General features: G+C 71.7%; 14 protein-coding genes. 9 read left to right on the forward strand and 5 right to left on the reverse strand.

From position 1 onward, the window contains the following. The first annotated feature begins 4 nt into the window (after window positions 1–4). The 4 genes from ABZ953_RS26995 to ABZ953_RS27010 all read left to right on the forward strand — a co-directional run bounded on the left by ABZ953_RS26995 (window position 5) and on the right by ABZ953_RS27010 (window position 4,433). Window positions 5–859: a DUF1684 domain-containing protein gene (locus tag ABZ953_RS26995; RefSeq protein ID WP_361728475.1), complete on the forward strand. Its 855-nt coding sequence runs from the start codon at window positions 5–7 to the stop codon at window positions 857–859. 265 nt (window positions 860–1,124) lie between these two features. Beyond that, window positions 1,125–2,024, forward strand: a complete 900-nt coding sequence (locus ABZ953_RS27000) for a S1 family peptidase (protein ID WP_361728478.1) — start codon at window positions 1,125–1,127, stop codon at window positions 2,022–2,024. A gap of 204 nt (window positions 2,025–2,228) precedes the next feature. Then, complete coding sequence (locus tag ABZ953_RS27005) at window positions 2,229–3,059, forward strand: slipin family protein (protein WP_361728480.1); 831 nt, start codon at window positions 2,229–2,231, stop codon at window positions 3,057–3,059. Between the two features lie 294 nt (window positions 3,060–3,353). Then, window positions 3,354–4,433 (forward strand): S1 family peptidase, encoded by a 1,080-nt coding sequence (locus ABZ953_RS27010; RefSeq protein ID WP_361728482.1) that lies wholly within the window; start codon window positions 3,354–3,356, stop codon window positions 4,431–4,433. A 97-nt stretch (window positions 4,434–4,530) separates the two neighbouring features. On the opposite strand, the gene ABZ953_RS27015 is transcribed toward ABZ953_RS27010, so the two are convergent. Together ABZ953_RS27015 and ABZ953_RS27020 are read right to left on the reverse strand one after the other, a co-directional pair. Then, a complete protein-coding gene (locus ABZ953_RS27015) occupies window positions 4,531–5,679 on the reverse strand; it encodes an AAA family ATPase (RefSeq protein WP_361728485.1) in 1,149 nt (382 codons plus the stop codon). Between the two features lie 74 nt (window positions 5,680–5,753). Beyond that, window positions 5,754–6,800 carry a DUF3533 domain-containing protein gene (locus tag ABZ953_RS27020; RefSeq protein WP_361728488.1) on the reverse strand — a complete coding sequence of 349 codons (1,047 nt, stop codon included), beginning with the start codon at window positions 6,798–6,800 and terminating at the stop codon, window positions 5,754–5,756. A gap of 185 nt (window positions 6,801–6,985) precedes the next feature. Between ABZ953_RS27020 and dnaE the strand changes: the two genes are divergently transcribed. Then, complete coding sequence (gene dnaE, locus ABZ953_RS27025) at window positions 6,986–10,447, forward strand: DNA polymerase III subunit alpha (RefSeq protein ID WP_361728491.1); 3,462 nt, start codon at window positions 6,986–6,988, stop codon at window positions 10,445–10,447. Continuing rightward, on the forward strand, window positions 10,444–11,439 hold the full coding sequence (locus tag ABZ953_RS27030) for a hypothetical protein (protein WP_361728494.1): 996 nt from the start codon (window positions 10,444–10,446) through the stop codon (window positions 11,437–11,439). The genes dnaE and ABZ953_RS27030 overlap by 4 nt, the downstream gene beginning before the upstream one ends. Before the next feature lie 26 nt (window positions 11,440–11,465). Here ABZ953_RS27030 and ABZ953_RS27035 read toward each other — a convergent pair whose 3' ends face one another. Beyond that, window positions 11,466–12,524 carry a vWA domain-containing protein gene (locus ABZ953_RS27035; protein ID WP_361728497.1) on the reverse strand — a complete coding sequence of 353 codons (1,059 nt, stop codon included), beginning with the start codon at window positions 12,522–12,524 and terminating at the stop codon, window positions 11,466–11,468. A 257-nt stretch (window positions 12,525–12,781) separates the two neighbouring features. On the opposite strand from ABZ953_RS27035, the gene ABZ953_RS27040 reads away from it, so the two are divergent. Next, entirely contained in the window at window positions 12,782–13,663 is an 882-nt protein-coding gene (locus ABZ953_RS27040) for an alpha/beta fold hydrolase (protein ID WP_361728500.1), read from the forward strand. A 99-nt stretch (window positions 13,664–13,762) separates the two neighbouring features. On the opposite strand, the gene ABZ953_RS27045 is transcribed toward ABZ953_RS27040, so the two are convergent. Together ABZ953_RS27045 and ABZ953_RS27050 are read right to left on the reverse strand one after the other, a co-directional pair. After that, complete coding sequence (locus tag ABZ953_RS27045) at window positions 13,763–14,758, reverse strand: lytic polysaccharide monooxygenase (RefSeq protein ID WP_361728503.1); 996 nt, start codon at window positions 14,756–14,758, stop codon at window positions 13,763–13,765. A gap of 222 nt (window positions 14,759–14,980) precedes the next feature. After that, window positions 14,981–15,667, reverse strand: coding sequence for a response regulator (locus ABZ953_RS27050; protein WP_361728506.1), 687 nt, complete (start codon window positions 15,665–15,667; stop codon window positions 14,981–14,983). A 131-nt stretch (window positions 15,668–15,798) separates the two neighbouring features. Here ABZ953_RS27050 and ABZ953_RS27055 point away from each other — a divergent pair, with 131 nt between their 5' ends. Beyond that, a complete protein-coding gene (locus ABZ953_RS27055) occupies window positions 15,799–16,782 on the forward strand; it encodes a tripartite tricarboxylate transporter substrate binding protein (RefSeq protein WP_361728859.1) in 984 nt (327 codons plus the stop codon). Next, entirely contained in the window at window positions 16,779–17,312 is a 534-nt protein-coding gene (locus tag ABZ953_RS27060; RefSeq protein WP_361728509.1) for a tripartite tricarboxylate transporter TctB family protein, read from the forward strand. Before ABZ953_RS27055 ends, ABZ953_RS27060 begins: the two co-directional genes overlap by 4 nt. Window position 17,313: the final 1 nt, after the last annotated feature.

Below are 17,313 nucleotides of genomic sequence, written 5' to 3' on the forward strand. Positions count from 1 at the left end.
CGGTATGAGCACCGAGCACACCGAGCACCTCTCCGACGGCCGGGCCGCGGACGCCGCGCAGGACTGGAAGCACTGGCACGAGCAGCGGACGGAGACGGTGTCGGCTCCTTACGGGCCGCTCGCCCTCACCGGCACGCACTGGCTCGCGGACCATGCGGACGGGCACCTTCCGGGCATCCCCGGGCGCTGGACCGAGACGCCCGACGCGATCGTCCTGACCGCGGGCCCCGACACCGGTCTCACCGACACCGGTCTCACCGACACCGGTCTCACCGTCGACGGGCGGCCGCTGACCGGCGAGGTCCGGCTGACCGCCGACAGCGGCCCGGTCGACGCCGCCCGCGTCGCGCACGGCAGGCGCCGCCTCGTCGTCATGCGGCGCGAAGGCCTCTGGGCCGTACGCGACTTCGACCCCGACGCCACCGCGCGCCACGTCTTCCGTGGCATCGAGGCCACCGCGTACGACACCCGCTGGACCGTACCCGGGCGCTTCACCCCGTTCGGCGAGGACCGCACCGTCACGGTCGGCAACGCGGACGGCAAGGAGCGCGGCCTCGGCCTCGACGGCGAACTCTCCTTCCGGCTCGGGGGAGTCGAGCACACCCTCCAGGTGAGTGTGGAGGGTGACGGGTCACTGTGGGCGGTCTTCGCGGACGCCACCAGCGGCACGTCCAGCTACCGCTTCCGCTTCCTGCGGCCCGCCGCGCCCGACGCCGACGGCCGCACCGCCGTCGACTTCAACCGCGCGCTGCTGCCCCCGTGCGCCTTCGCCGACCACTTCATCTGTCCCTTCCCGCCGCCCGGCAACACCCTGGTCACCGAGATCGCGGCGGGAGAACGGAACCTTCGCGACCGCTGAGACGTCGGAGCACGCAGGCGTCCGAGCACGCAGCAGAACACGGCAAGCCCCGGTGGCGTACGAGAGGTACGAGACCACCGGGGCTGGCCGAGGTGTATCGGTCGGCGGCCGAAAGGCGCCCTTGTGCGGTCCTTGCCCGGCCCCAATACTCCCGAGCAGCGCTTGTCAGGAGCACGGCGTATGCGGAACCAGGGCTTGCTCTTTGGCTGCGCCTCACGGGTCTTCAACCCACAAGGACCCACTGACTTCCCTCGGGAGGAACTACGTGAGGAACAGGCGCACCACCCCCCACAGCGGCATAGCAAGACACACCCGTCTGCTGGCCGTGGCCACCGGACTCGTGGCCGCCGGGGCGCTCGCCGTGCCCGCGGCCAACGCGCGGGACGGCATGGAGACCCTCAGCACGGCACAGCTGGAACAGGCCAGCGACGCCGTGCTCGGCGCCGACGTCGCGGGCACCGCCTGGGGCATCGACGCGCAGACCAAGCAGGTCGTCGTCACCGCCGACAGCACGGTCTCCGCTTCCGAGATCGCCGAGCTCAAGGCCGCGGCAGGGGCCGACGCCCTGAAGATCGAGCGCACCCCCGGCACGTTCCAGAAGTACATCTCCGGCGGCGACGCCATCTACGCGAGCAGCTGGCGCTGCTCGCTCGGCTTCAACGTCCGCAACAGCGCGGGCGCCTACTACTTCCTGACCGCGGGGCACTGCACCGACGGCGCGGGCACCTGGTGGTCCAACTCGGCGAAGACCACCGTGCTCGGCACCACGTCGGGCTCCAGCTTCCCGACCAACGACTACGGCATCGTCAAGTACACCAACAACTCGGTCACCAAGTCCGGCACCGTGGGCAGCCAGGACATCACCCGGGCCGCCGACCCCACCGTCGGCCAGACCGTCACCCGGCGCGGCTCCACGACCGGCACGCACAGCGGCAAGGTCACCGCGCTGAACCAGACCGTCAACTACGGCGGCGGCGACGTCGTCTACGGCATGATCAAGACCACGGTCTGCGCCGAGCCGGGCGACAGCGGCGGTCCGCTGTACGCGGGCTCCACGGCGCTGGGCCTGACCTCCGGCGGCAGCGGCAACTGCTCCTCGGGCGGCACGACCTTCTTCCAGCCCGTCACCGAGGCGCTGCGCGCGTACAACGTCAGCGTCTTCTGACTCGCGTGAACGACTGAACGACTGAACGACTGAACGACTGAACGACTGAACGACTGAACGACAGCTGAGACTGCAGCCAGCGGGTGAGCCCCCGTCCGGACTCCGGCGGGGGCTTTCCCCTGCGCCCTCTCCCTTTGTGCCCGAACCGGCGTTACCTTCGAAGAGCACACCCAACACGCCCAATTCGGACCCTGGGGGGCCGGCATGGTCGAGGAGCTGGTGGCGGTGGGGGCGACCCTCGGGGCCGTCGGGGTGGTCTACGCGATGGCGGCGGCGCGTGTGATCAAGCAGTACGAGCGCGGTGTGGTGCTGCGTCTGGGCAAGCTCCAGCGCTCCGTGCGCGGCCCCGGTTTCACGATGGTGGTGCCCGGGGTCGACCGGCTGCGCAAGGTCAACATGCAGATCGTGACGATGCCCGTGCCCGCGCAGGACGGCATCACCCGGGACAACGTCACGGTCCGGGTGGACGCGGTCATCTACTTCAAGGTGGTCGACGCGGCCGAGGCGGTCATGCAGGTGGAGGACTACCGGTTCGCGGTCTCGCAGATGGCGCAGACATCGCTGCGCTCCATCATCGGCAAGAGCGATCTGGACGACCTGCTGTCCAACCGCGAAAAGCTCAACCAGGGCCTTGAGTTGATGATCGACTCCCCGGCCATCGGCTGGGGCGTGCAGATCGACCGCGTCGAGATCAAGGACGTCTCCCTGCCCGAGACGATGAAGCGTTCCATGGCCCGCCAGGCCGAGGCCGACCGCGAGCGACGGGCCCGCGTCATCAACGCCGACGCCGAACTCCAGGCCTCCAAGAAGCTCGCCGAGGCCGCCCACGAGATGTCCGAGGAGCCCGCGGCGCTCCAACTCCGGCTCCTGCAGACCGTGGTGGCCGTCGCCGCCGAGAAGAACTCCACCCTCGTCCTGCCCTTCCCGGTGGAACTCCTCCGCTTCCTGGAACGGGCGCAGCAGGCACCGCCGGTGAAGCTGCCGGAATCAGGGGGTCCGGGGCCCTCGGGAGGGGCGAGAACCGGACAGGACTAGTCCTCACAGGCTGACGATCGTTGCTCGCACGCGGTGTTTGCAGCGGGAACCGACGTGGCGGGTCCTGCCCGCCCGGCGCACGGAGGGAGCGCGATCGTTTCCGCGTGCGCGTCCGGAAGTAGACCTTGTGTGCGACCTCGGGGCATCGGGATAGTGGGCCAGGCCAAATTGGCATGGACGCGGCTTCTTCAGCGTGGCGACTCCGTGCCGTGCAAGCCTTCCGGTCCGTCAGGCCCCCACGCCGGACGGACCGCTCCCCCCACGGATCGTTCCCCCCACAGGAGGTCGTGAGCTTTGAAGCACCGACGCATACCCAAGCGCCGTGCCGCCGTGGCAGGCGCGGGCATCGCCGCGCTGGTCGCCGCGGGAATCACCTTCCAGAGTGCGAACGCGAGTGAGAACTCCCCGGCCCCCACGCCGGACACCCTCTCGGTGGCGAAGGCCGGAAAGCTCGCCTCGGCCCTCGGCAAGGACCTCGGCGCGGACGCCGCGGGAACGTACTACGACGCCAAGGCCAAGTCTCTCGTCGTGAACGTGCTGAACAAGAGCGCGGCGGACGCGGTCGAGTCGGCGGGCGGCAAGGCGAGAATCGTCGAGAACTCGCTGGCCGAGCTGAAGAGTGCCCGCGCCACGCTCGACGACAGGGCGGCCGTGCCCGGCACCTCGTGGGCGATGGACCCGGCGACCAACAAGGTGGTCGTCACGGCGGACCGCACGGTCAAGGGCGCCGCGCTCGACAAGGTCGGCGCGATCGTGAAGAAGCTCGGCGGCAAGGCCGAACTCAAGCGGAGCAAGGGCGAGTACAAGGCCTTCCTCGCCGGCGGCGACGCGATCTGGGGGAGCGGCTCGCGCTGCTCGCTCGGCTTCAACGTCGTCAAGGGCGGCGAGCCGTACTTCCTGACGGCCGGTCACTGCGGCAACGCGGTGAAGAGCTGGTCCGACTCGCAGGGCGGCGGTGAGATCGGCACCACGGAGGAGTCGAGCTTCCCGGACAACGACTACGCGATCGTGAAGTACACGGGCGACACCCCGCACCCCAGCGAGGTGAACCTCTACGGCGGCACCCAGGCGATCAGCAAGGCCGGGGACGCCACGGTCGGCCAGAAGGTGACGCGCAGCGGCAGCACCACCCAGGTCCACGACGGTGAGGTCACCGCGCTCGACGCCACGGTGAACTACCAGGAAGGGCAGGTCCACGGCCTGATCCAGACCACGGTCTGCGCCGAGCCCGGTGACAGCGGCGGCGCGCTCTTCGCCGGTGACACCGCGCTGGGTCTCACCTCGGGCGGCAGCGGCGACTGCTCCGCGGGCGGGGAGACGTTCTTCCAGCCGGTGCCGGAGGCCTTGTCGGCCTACGGTGCGGAAATCGGCTGAGCCCGGCCGGAGTTTCTGCCCCGCCCCCGCGAAATGCGGGGGCGGGGCTCTTTTTTGGGAGTACCTGCTTTTGGGGAGTACCTGCCGCCCCGGGCTGTCACCGTTTGGGCCAGTACCAGAGCGGCTCGTCCAAGAGGCTCTCCCGGCCCGCCACCGTCGTCCGGCCCGACTCCTTCACCAGTTCTATGGAGTTGACGTCGACCCGGTGGCGGGCCGCGTCCTCGGCGACCGCCTCGGCGAGCGGGCGGGCATGGGTCACCAGGACGATCTGCGTGTCCTTCGTGGCCGTGACGATCAGGTCGGCGAGGGGGCGCAGGAGGTCCGGGTGGAGGCTCGTCTCCGGTTCGTTCAGGACGAGGAGGGCGGGCGGTCGCGGGGTGAGCAGCGCGGCGGTCCACAGGAGATAGCGCAGCGTGCCGTCGGACAGCTCGGCCGGGCCGAGGGGGCGCAGCAGGCCGCGCTGGTGCAGTTGGAGTTCGAAGCGTCCTCCGTTGTCGGCGATCCGCACCGTGCTGCCGGGGAAGGCGTCGTCCACCGCGTCGTCGAGCGCCCGGTCGTCGCCGGTCTCCCGGATGGTCTGCAGGGCGGCGGCCAGATCCGCGCCGTCGTGGGCGAGGACCGGGGTGCGGGTGCCGACGCGGGCGGCGCGGGCGGGTGCGTCGGCGTCGGTGCGCACGTGGTCGTAGAACCGCCAGGAGCGGATCAGCTCCCGCAGCCGCAGCAGGTCGGGCGCCAGCTGCGGGTCGGCGAACTCGCTGAGCATGCTGTCGTACGGACGGATGCCCTGGGTGCGGTGCCAGCCGCCGTCGGCCGTGCGGGTGCGCACGGCGGGGCCCGCGCGGTCGCAGAGCAGCGCGGCGGTCCGCAGGACGGGCCCGGCCCAGGTGGACTCGCGCTTGATCTCGGGGTCGAGGCCGAACATGGAGGGGGTGCCGCCGGGGCCCGCGCCGCTGGACTGGGGGAGGCCGAAGTCGACCGCGTACCCGAACTCGTCGCCCGCGAAGCCCAGCTTCAGGCCCGCGGGCTCCGCCTTGCGCTCACCGGCCCAGAGCGCGGACGGCAGGCCGCCCTCGCGGGCCAGGGCGGCGACCGCGCCGCCGGTGGCCGAGTCGGCGAGCAGCCGCAGGGTGCGGTACAGGCTGGACTTGCCCGTGCCGTTCGCCCCTGTGATCACGTTCAGCCGGTCCAGCGGGACGATCAGCTTGCGCAGGGAGCGGTAGTTCTCGACGGCGAGTGTGCGGATCATGCGTGTCAGCCTCGCACCCGGGTCTGACAATCACCCCTGGGAAGGCCGGGGTGAGGGCCGGGCCGGGGCTCAGGTCACCCGATGCCTCTGCCGTAGCTCGTGCCGCTGAGGTCGATCGAGCTGCTGTGCGGCGCCCCGCGGCGGGCGGACAGGGCGATGGTGACGACGACGCCGACGACGGCCCAGGCGGAGAGGACGAGGAGCGCACGGGTGATCGAGTTGCCTTCGAAGTAGGCGATGGAGCGGGCCACCCAGGTGCCCGCGCCCGGCGGCAGCCAGGGTCCGATCGCCTGCCAGAAGGGCGGCAGCATCGGCAGCGGGAAGGCGCCGCCGGCGCTCGGGTTGCCGCCGATGACGATGAGGAGGACGGCCAGGCCGATGCCCACGATGCCGGTGAGCGCCTGGAGGGCGAGCGTGATCGCGCCGACCCCGAAGATCACCAGGGCGCCGAGTCCGCTCAGGCCCAGGACGCTGCCGGGCAGGGCGCCGAGGATCGGCCCGATGATGACCGCGCCGCCGAGTCCGCCGACGATCGAGTAGAGCGCCATGGTGCCGAGCCTGATGACCGCGCGCGACACGTTGGCGGCGCGGGAGCCCGCGCTGATCGCGAGGATCGACGCGCACAGGTAGCCGCCGACGCACCAGCCGACGACCAGGTAGAAGGACGAGAGGCCGTTGAAGTCCTGGCCCGAGGCGGGGGCCACGTCGTCGGTCTTCACCGTGCGCTTCTGGGCCGCGTCCACCTCGGTGACGAGCTCGGTGAGGGTCCTGGAGAGGGCGGTGCCGCCGCCGGACGCGACCAGGAGGGTGTCGTTCGTGCCCTTCGGGTCGACGAGCAGGGCGCCGTCGATGTCGCGGTCCATGATCTGGCGGCGGGCCGTGGCCTCGTCCTTGAGGACACGGGGGTCGAGCGGGTCGCCGGAGAGCTTCTTCAGCCGGTCGGCCGTCTGTTCGGCCGCGGGGCCGGGGGCGACGACTCCGAAGGACACGTCCTTGGGTTTCGGATGGTGCAGGGCCCCTACGTAGGAGGCGATGAACAGCAGCTGCAGGGCGAGTACGCCGATGACGAGCAGGGCTGCTCGTGGGGTGACGGCGCTCTTGAATTCATCGGCGAAGCTCATGCCTCAACGCTCGGGGTCCGCGGTCGTTCTCGCAGGTGGGATGGGCCGAACGGGCGACGCGGGAGGGGCGGCGCCGGGCCTCGCTCATGAATCGAACGTATGTGTCGTACGTAAGTTCGAAACTGGTCTATGGTGGAGACGGGGGATGTGAGATCGGATCGGCTCAGGGTGCAAGGAGGTGCGTGATGTCAGGGTTCACGCATCTGCACACCGTCTCCGGGTTCTCCCTGCGGTACGGGGCCTCGCACCCGGAGCGGCTCGCCGAACGCGCCGCCGAGCGGGGCATGGACGCCCTCGCCCTCACCGACCGGGACACCCTCGCGGGCGCCGTCCGGTTCGCCAAGGCCTGCGCCAAGTCGGGCGTACGGCCGCTGTTCGGGGCCGAGCTCGCCGTGGGGGCACCCGCACCGGAGGCCGGTGGACGTCGCCGGGCGCCCGTGCGCGGAGGTGCCTTCATCGACGAGTCGACCCCGCGCGTCACCTTCCTCGCCCGGGACGGCGCCACCGGCTGGGCCGCGCTCTGCCGGCTGATCACCGCCGCGCACCGCGCCGACGCCGCCGGCGGGCCGCCCGTCCTGCCGTGGCAGGAGAACCACGGAGAGGGCCTGACCGTACTGCTCGGCCCGGCCTCCGACGTGGCGCGCGCGCTCGCCGCGGGACGCCCCGACCGCGCCGCCCGCCTCCTCGCCCCCTGGCGCGAGCGCTACGGCGACGCGCTGCGCCTGGAGTCCGCCTGGCACGGCCGCGAGGGCACGGGCCCCGGCTCGCTGCGGCTCGCCGCGCGCACCCTCGGCTTCGCCGCCGAGCAGGGCGTGCGCCCCGTGCTGAGCAACGCCGTGCGCTACGCCGACCCGGGGCAGGGCCCCGTCGCCGACGTCCTCGACGCCGCGCGCCGCCTCGTCCCCGTCGACCCGACCAAGGAGCTCGACAGCGGCGAACGGTGGCTGAAGGGCGCGGACGACATGCTGCGCATCGCCGAGCGCGTCGTCGAGGCGGCGGGCTTCCGCCGCGACACCGCCCACCGCCTGCTCGAACAGACCCGGACGGCCGCCGCCGAGTGCCTCGTCGACCCCGAGGACGACATCGGCATCGGGTCCGTGCGCTTCCCCGAGCCGCGCCTGGTCGGCGCCGGGCGCCGCACCGCGCAGCGCGTCCTCGCCTCGCGGGCGGCGGCGGGCATGGTGCGGCGCGGCTACGACTCCCGGCGTGAGTACTGGGAGCGGATGCACCACGAGCTGGACATCATCGACCACCACGGCTATGCCTCGTACTTCCTGACCGTGGCCCAAGTCGTCGACGACGTAAGGGACCTGGACATCCGGGTCGCGGCGCGCGGCTCCGGCGCGGGCTCCCTGGTCAACCACCTCATCGGCATCGCGCACGCCGACCCCGTCGAGCACGGGCTGCTCATGGAGCGGTTCCTGTCCAAGCGGCGGCACGTCCTGCCGGACATCGACATCGACGTCGAGTCGGCCCGCCGCCTGGAGGTCTACCGCGCGATCATCGACCGCTTCGGCACCGAGCGGGTCGCGACGGTCGCCATGCCCGAGACGTACCGCGTGCGGCACGCCGTGCGCGACGTGGGGGCCGCGCTGTCCATGGACCCGGCCGAGATCGACAGGATCGCCAAGGCCTTCCCGCACATCCGCGCGCGCGATGCCCGCGCCGCCATGGAGGAGCTGCCCGAACTGCGGCAGATCGCCGCGGAGCTGGGCGAGAGGGACCGGCTGTGGGAGCTGGTCGAGGCGCTTGACGCGCTGCCGCGCGGCGTCGCCATGCACCCGTGCGGGGTGCTGCTCTCCGACGCCTCGCTGCTCGCCCGCACCCCCGTGGTGCCGACCAGCGGCGAGGGTCTGCCCATGTCGCAGTTCGACAAGGAGGACGTCGAGGACCTCGGCCTGCTCAAGCTGGACGTGCTCGGCGTGCGGATGCAGTCGGCGATGGCGCACGCGGTGGCGGAGGTCGAGCGGGCCACGGGCGATGCCGTGGATCTCGACGACCCGCGCCAGGTGCCGCCGGGCGATCCGGCGACGTACCGGCTCATCAAGTCCACCGAGACGCTCGGCTGCTTCCAGATCGAGTCGCCGGGCCAGCGGGACCTGGTCGGACGCCTTCAGCCCGCGACCTTCCACGACCTGGTGGTCGACATCTCGCTGTTCCGGCCGGGCCCGGTCGCCGCCGACATGGTGCGGCCCTTCATCGAGGCCAGGCACGGCCGCGCGCCCGTCCGCCATCCGCACCCCGACCTCGCGGGCCCCCTTGCGGAGACGTACGGAGTCGTCGTCTTCCACGAGCAGATCATCGAGATCGTGAACATCATGACCGGCTGCGGACGCGACGAGGCGGACCGGGTGCGCCGCGGGCTCTCCGACCCCGAGGCGCAGGGCCGGATCCGCTTCTGGTTCGCGCAGCACGCGGCGGCCAGGGGGTACGACGCGGAGACGATCGGCCGCACCTGGGGGATCGTCGAGGCCTTCGGTTCGTACGGCTTCTGCAAGGCGCACGCGGTGGCCTTCGCCGTCCCGACGTACCAGTCGGCCTGGCTGAAGGCCCATCACCCGGCCGCTTTCTACGCCGGGTTGCTCACGCACGACCCCGGCATGTATCCGAAGCGGCTGCTGCTCGCGGACGCGCGGCGGCGCGGGGTGCCGATCCTGCCGCTTGACGTGAACCGGTCCGCGGTCGCTCACCGTATCGAACTGGTGTCTGGTTCTGGCGCGGCTCCGGACACGTGGGGCCTGCGCCTCGCGCTCTGCGACGTGCACGGCATCAGCGAAGCCGAGGCCGCCCGGATCGCCGACGGGCAGCCCTACTCCTCACTCGTCGACTTCTGGGAGCGCGCCAGGCCCTCGAAGCCGGTCGCACAGCGGCTCGCGCAGGTCGGCGCGCTCGACGCGTTCGGTGCCAACCGCCGCGACCTGCAACTGCACCTCGCCGAGCTGCGGCGCGGCGCACGGGGCGCGGCCGGCGCCCAACTGCCCCTGGCCGGCGGGCGGAAGACGGCCCCCGCGGGCCTGCCCGACCTGGACGACGCGGAGCGGCTCAGCGCCGAACTGGGCGTCCTCGGCATGGACTCCTCGCGCCACCTCATGGGGGACCACCGCGGCTTCCTCGATGAGCTCGGCGTACTCGACGCCCGCCGCCTGCGCGAGGCCGAACACGGCGCGACCGTCCTGGTCGCGGGCGCCAAGGCCGCCACCCAGACCCCGCCGATCCGCTCCGGCAAACGCGTCATCTTCACCACCCTGGACGACGGCACTGGCCTGGTCGACCTGGCCTTCTTCGACGACGCCCACGAGCGGTGCGCGCACACCGTCTTCCACTCCTGGCTGCTGCTCGTACGCGGCGTGGTGCAGCGCCGCGGGCCGCGCAGCCTCAGCGTGGTGGGCGCGGCGGCGTGGAACCTGGCGGACCTGGTGGAGACGCGGAAGGAGGGCGGACTCGACGCGGTGGCGCGGCGCCTCGCGGAGCCGGAGCCCGGGGCCGCTCCGGGTTCCGGAGAGGGGCAGGACCCGGCGGGCGGGCGCCGCATCCGCATGGCCACGGGGTACGAGATGCACCCCTGGGCGGATCTGCGCCCGGCGGGCGAGGGCGCCGTGGGCGCCGGCAGGAAGCTGTGGCACCAGAGTTCGGGGAGCGCGGGATGAACAACAGGACCACCACCCTCTACGTACGTTTCCTGCTGCCGCCCATGTACGAGGCCGTGCTGCCCCAACTCATCGCACTGCTCGGCGAGTTCACCCCGCAGGTCGAGGCGCTCCCGCCGGACGCCGCGCTCGTCGACGTGCGTGGCGCGCGCCGGTACTTCCGGCGGGGCGCCGTCGATCTTGCCGCCCTGATCCGGGTACGGGCGCTCGCGCTGTACGGGGTGGAGTGCGCGATCGGCGCGGGCCCAGGACCGATGCTGGCGCGGATGGCCGCGCGGGGCGCCGCGCCGGGGACGACCCGCGCGGTGCCCGAGGGCGCGGACGGCGTGGCGGAGTTCCTCGCGGGGCGGCCGGTCGGTGAGCTGCCCGGCATCGGCCGCGCCACCGCCCGCACCCTCTGCGAGTACGGCCTCGACTCCCTGGAGAAGGTCGGCGCCGCGCCCCTGTCCACCCTGCAGCGGCTCGTCGGCGCCCGTGCGGGCCGCGAGCTGCGCGAGAAGGCGCGGGGTGTCGACCGCACCCAGGTCGCGCCGAACGCCGCCGCGCGCTCGGTCGCCGTCGAACGCCCCTTCCCCCGCGATGAGCTGGACCCCTCCCGGCACCGCCGCGCCCTGCTCTCCGGCGCCGAGGAGCTGGGCGTCAGGATGCGCGGGGAGGCCCAGGTGTGCCGCACGCTGACCCTCACCGTGCGGTACGCGGACCGCACCGGCTATGCGACGATCACCCGGAGCCGCACCTTGCCCGAGCCGACCGCCCACTCCGCCGCACTGACCGCGGCCGCCTACCGCATGTACGAGGCGCTCGGCCTGCAGCGCGCCCGGGTGCGGGCCGTGTCCCTGCGCGCCGAGGGGATCGGGCCCGCCGAACGCGCCGCCCACCAGCTGACGTTCGACCCGGTGGACGAGAAGGCCCGCCGGATCGAGGAGGTGGCCGACCGGGCGCGGGCGAAGTTCGGCCCCGGCGCGATCGTGCCGGGGACGCTGGCGGCGTGACCCCCACCGTCCTAGGGGGTCGGCTCTCAGACCATGATGAGCAGTCGCGTCTTCGGCTTGAGCTTCCTGTTCACCGAGCGGCTCTGCACGTAGACCTCCAGCTTCGGGTTGTTGCCCGCCTTCACCGAGACGGTGCCCTGGATGCCCGTACCGAACAGCAGGCTGCGCGCCGCGTCTCCCGTATAGGCGCGGTCGGTGTCCTTCTCGACCACGATGACTTCCTTGTTCGGCTGGACCTGGGCGCGCGCGCCCAACTGGTAGTAGCACGCGCCGCGTTCGTACGTCACGCCCGGGTGCGAGTCGACGAAGGGGCGGATCTCGGCCTCCTTGTCGACCTTCAGGAGCCGGTACATGGTCGCCGGGATCGGTTCGAGGTTCGCCCGGACCTCGTCGATCGAGATGTCCTGGCCGACGGCGAACAGGTTCTTCGTGCCGCGCACGCCCTGTTCGCGGGCGCGCAGGAAGCTGGTGGCGGCGGCGCGCACGGTGCCGATGGCCTCCTCGACGCCCTCCGTGGAATCCGCGTCCCAGATGGCGATGTTGCCCGCGGGGAAGCCGTAGTTCTGGGCGGTCCGCTTGGCCAGGGAGTTCGGGACGAGGATCGCGGAGGTCCAGTGCTCGGGCAGGCCGCCCATCGTCGACGCGATCCGGTCGAGCCAGGGGCCGAGGATGGTCATGTCGCCGTCGTGCCGCCGGTCGCCGCCGGAGGCGTTCTCCTCGCCGTCCGTCACCACGATCTGCAGGAAGCTGTGCTCGCCGTACTCCTCCCATATGTGGCCGAGGTCGTCCAGGGACTTCAGGGAGGCCTCGATCAGGGCGGTGGCTCCGTTGTTGACGCGGTACAGGCCCCGCATGGACGGCAGGTGCTTCACGTCCATGTCCCACACCAGGTTCTCCACCCGGTGGTCGAAGGAGTAGAGGCTGATGCGGGTCTCGTGGCCGAGGCTGTCCGACTCGGCCTTCAGGCCCGATACGAACTCGTCGACGACGCGCACGAGTTGGCTCTGGTGCGGACGCATGGAACCCGAACAGTCCACGACCAGCGCGACGTGATTCACCTTGTGCTGGATCCTGTTGGCGGACATGGTTCTGCTCCTTCTCCCGACTGTTTGGCGAGTGATTTCACTCTAGGAGGAGGCACTGACAACGCCGTTCGATGCGCCCGGGCCCCGCTCCGGCCGCCCCGCTCCGACCGTGCCAGTGAGCACTGGAACTTTTGCCGTCGCGCCGCTTCACTCTTCATCTACTGGCGCGTAATTTGACGTGTGCACGGCATCCTGTCGATCCGGGTCACAGGGCGTACCTCTCCCGCAACTCCCTTGAGCCGCAAGGAGATCACACGATGCTGCCCTGGAGACGCGCGCTGCGCGCGCTCGCGGCCGCCCTGCTCGTCACGGGCGCGGCCACCCTCACCCCCGTGGCCACGGCGGCCGCCTCGACCGCCCCGTCCGGAACGTCCGGGACGTCCGCCTCGTCGAGCGGCTGGAACGACTACGCCTGCAAACCGTCCGCCGCCCACCCCCGCCCGGTCGTCCTCGTGCACGGCACGTTCGGGAACTCCGTCGACAACTGGCTCGTCCTCGCGCCCTATCTGGTCAAGCGCGGCTACTGCGTCTACTCCCTGGACTACGGCCAGTTGCCGGGCGTGCCGTTCTTCAACGGGCTCGGCCCCATCGACAAGTCGGCCGAGCAGCTCGACGGCTTCGTCGACAAGGTGCTCGCCTCGACAGGCGCGAAGAAGGCGGACCTCGTCGGCCACTCGCAGGGCGGCATGATGCCCCGCTACTACCTCAAGTTCCTCGGCGGCGCCGAGAAGGTGAACGCCATGATCGGCCTCGCCCCCGACAACCACGGCACCACCCTGCTCGGCCTCACCAAGCTGCTGCCGTACTTCCCCGGCATCGAGGACCTGCTGACCATGAACACCCCGGGCCTCGCCGACCAGGTGGCCGGGTCGCCCTTCCTGACCAAGCTCAACGCGGGCGGGGACACGGTCCCCGGCGTGCGCTACACCGTCATCGCCACCAAGTACGACGAGGTGGTCACCCCGTATCGCACCCAATTCCTCGCGGGCCCCGACGTGCGCAACGTGACCCTGCAGGACCTGTGCCCCGTCGCCCTGTCGGAGCACGTGGCGATCGGCATCCTGGACCGCGTCGCCCACCACGAGGTGGCGAACGCCCTCGACCCGGCCCACGCGACCCCGAGCACGTGCCTGTCCTGACCTCGACACACAACACACAACACGCGACGCACGAGGGCCGTCGCTCCCCCCGACCGCGGGGAGCGACGGCCCTCTGCCGTGCTGTCGTGCTCAGACCGTTCAGCGGCCGTGGCGGCCGGCCGCGCGGCGGCGCGCCGTGCCGAACATCGCCGCGGCACCGACGGCGAGGGCGGCGGCACCGCCGATCGCGATGTACGGGGTGGTGCTGTCGCCGCCGGTCTCGGCGAGGTTGTCGTTCGCCGTGGTGACCGGCTTCTCGGCGCCGCCGTTCACCTCGGGCCGGTTGTCGCCGCCCGCCTCGTCCGCCGCGGGCTCGGCACCGGTGGCCTCGGCGCCCGTGTGGGCGTTCGCGTCCCCGTGGCCGTGGTGCTCGACGGTGGACTTGTCGGCGCCCGCCGCGATCTCCTGCTCGGAGGGGGCGGAGGCGGCCGGGGCGGGAGCGGCGCCGGAACCGCCCGAGTCCTTGCCGAAGACGACGTCGGAGCAGGTGTAGAACGCCTCGGGGGAGTCCGAGCGCTGCCAGATCGAGTAGATCAGGTGGCGGCCCGACTTGGCGGGGACCTTGCCGTCGAAGACGTAGTCGCCGTTCTCCATCTTCGGGTCGGCGACGTCGACGAACGGCTTCGCCTCCAGGTCCGACCACTTCAGGGGCTTGCTCGGGTCGTACGAGTCCTTCGTGACGTACAGCTCGAAGGAGCCCTTGTGCGGGGCGGTGCCCTTGTAGCGGAACGTGTGGTTGCCCGCGGCGAGCTTGCTGGACGGCCAGTCGGCACGCGGCAGGTCGAGGCCCTTGTACTTGTCGTTGCCGGCGCTGCACAGCTTGCCGTCGGGGATGATCTCCTTCGACTTGCCCGCGGCGTTGGCGACGTTCACCGCGTTCCAGTCGTAGAAGGCCTGCACGCCACTGGCCGAGACGGCGGCCTTGCAGGCGGCCGACTTCGGGGACTCCGGGCCCTCCTGGAAGCACGCGGACACCCGGCTGACCGGGTCCGTCATCGAGCCGTGCGCGGCGGCGGGCACGGTCGACAGGGCGGTCAGGGCGAGCGGGGCGACACCGGCGGCGGCGAGCGCGGCGATCTTGCGGCGGGCGGTCATGGGGGCTCTCCTCAAGCAGCGGTTCAGGGGACATGGGGCGACGGCGAACGGGCGGCACAGCCCCCCGAGCACCAGCGGTACCGACGGTTCGTCATCGCCCCGGCGACCAGAAAGCTAGCCCCTGAAATCCGCGAAATCCCCTGCTGGGAGCGGTAAACGGTGATCCTTATGGTGCGGTTAAGGGAGCCTTCGGACTCCGCTCAGGTCGTGCCCGAATTGCCCTCACCCCACCCACCGGTACCGCCGCTCGGGCCGCCCCGTCCCCCCGTACCGGAGCGTCACCTCCGCGCGTCCCGTGGTCACGAAGAACTCCAGGTAGCGGCGCGCGCTCACCCGGGACAGGGAGCCCGCCCGCGCGCACTCCGACGCCGAGAGGCCCGGCGGATGGCCGCGCAGGGTCTGTTCCACCAGCTCCGCCGTGTGGGCGGCCAGGCCCTTCGGCAGTTCGCGGGAGCCGGGCGGGCGGGTGCCGAAGAGCTGGTCGACGTCCTCCTGGCGGGCCTCCCGCAGGCCGTCGAGGCGCGCCCGGAGCGCCGCCACGTGCCTCAACTGCTCGTGCAGAGCCGTCTGGTTGAACGGTTTGATCAGGTAGTGCAGCGCGCCGGCCCGCAGCGCGGCCCGGACGATCTCCGCGTCCCGCGCGGCCGTGATGAACAGAGCGTCCACCGGCCGGCGTGACGGCTCGCGCTCCTCGGCGGCGCGCAGCTCGCGCAGTACGGCGATGCCGTCCATGTCGGGCAAGTACACGTCCAGGAGGACGAGATCGGGGTGAAGGCGTCGCACCGCGTCGACCGCCTCCGCGCCGCTGTGCGCGACCCCGGCCACGGTGAAGCCCTCCACCGCCGCGACGTAGCGGCTGTGCAGCTTGGCGACCATGAAGTCGTCGTCCACGACCAGCACCCTTGTCATCGCCGCAGGCTATGGGCGCGACCACAACGACCACAACGTCCGTTGGTTCCGGAAGAGAGACAGGTTGTTGACGCGCGGGCAACATGTGGGCCACCTCACACCCGACTACCGACCGACAGGTGGTGGCACACGTGCGCCTGCGCACACCCCTCGCCCTGCTCGGGGCCGCGCTCCTCGTGCTCGTCGCGCCGCCGCTGCTCACCCCGGGCAGCGGCGACGAGACCGGCACGCGGATCCCCGGGCTGCGCTTCATGGTCCCCAACACGCCGGGCGGCGGCTACGACATCACCGCGCGCACCGCCGCGAAGAACGCCGAGGACGCCGGACTCACCCACGACATCGAGGTGTTCAACCTGCCGGGCGCGGGCGGCACCGTCGGCCTGACCCGCCTCGTCGGCGAGCACGGCAACGGCAAGCTCGCCATGTCCATGGGCCTCGGCGTGGTGGGCGCCGCCCGCTCCAACCACTCCCCGAAGACCCTCGCCGACACCACACCGATCGCCCGCCTCACCGAGGAGCAGGACGTCGTCGTGGTCTCGAAGAACTCCCCGTACGACACCATCGGCCAGCTCGTCGACGCCTGGAAGATGAACCCGGGCAAGGTCACCGTGGGCGGCGGCTCGTCGCCCGGCGGGCCCGACCACCTGGCCCCGATGCTGATGGCCCGCGCCGCCGGCATCGAGCCGAAGGAGGTCAACTACGTCCCCTTCGACGGCGGCGGCGAACTCCTCGCCTCCATCCTCGGCAGCAAGGTCGCCTTCGGCGTCTCCGGAGTCGGCGAGTACCTCGACCAGATCAAGTCGGGCGAGCTGCGGCTGCTCGCCGTCACCGGACCGAAGCGGGTGAAGGGCCTGGACGGGCCCACCCTCAAGGAGTCCGGCTACGACGTGGACTTCACCAACTGGCGCGGCATCGTCGCCCCGCCCGGCCTCACCGACGCCGAGCGCAAGAAGCTCACCGGACTCGTCAAGAAGCTGCACGCCTCCAAGGAGTGGCGCGCGTCCCTGAAGAAGAACGGCTGGGACGACGCCTTCCTGACCGGGGACGGATTCGGCGACTTCCTCGACGCCCAGGACAAGCGCGTCGTGTCGGTACTGAAGGAGCTGGGACTGTGACCACCACCGACCTCACGGAGAAGCGCCCGCAGGGCCGACGCACCTGGCTGCGCGAACACTCCGAACTCGGCGTCTGCGTCCTGCTCCTTGCCCTCGGCGCGCTCGTCCTCACCGACGCGCTCACCATGGACGTCGACATCACCCAGCGCGGCCCGATCGGCCCGAAGACCGTGCCCATCGTGGTCGGCGGCGCGCTGCTCGTCGTCGCCGTCCTGCTCGCCGTCGACGTCCTGCGCGGCGGACGCGGCGAGGCCGAGGGCGGCGAGGACATCGACCTGTCCGAACCGGCCGACTGGCGCACCGTGCTGCTGCTCGCGGGCGTCTTCCTCATGACCGCCGTCCTCATCGAACCCGCCGGTTTCCCGATCGCCGGGGCGCTGCTCTTCTGGGGCGCCGCCTTCGCGCTCGGCAGCCGCCACTTCGACCGCGACCCCCTCATCGCCGCCGCGCTCTCCGTCGTCACCCACGAAGTCTTCAACAACCTGCTCGGCGTGCCCCTGCCGGGCGGCCCCCTGATGGGAGTGCTGTGAC

Origin of the sequence: Streptomyces sp. NPDC046465 (assembly GCF_040646035.1) — a bacterium.
GTDB lineage: Bacteria > Actinomycetota > Actinomycetes > Streptomycetales > Streptomycetaceae > Streptomyces.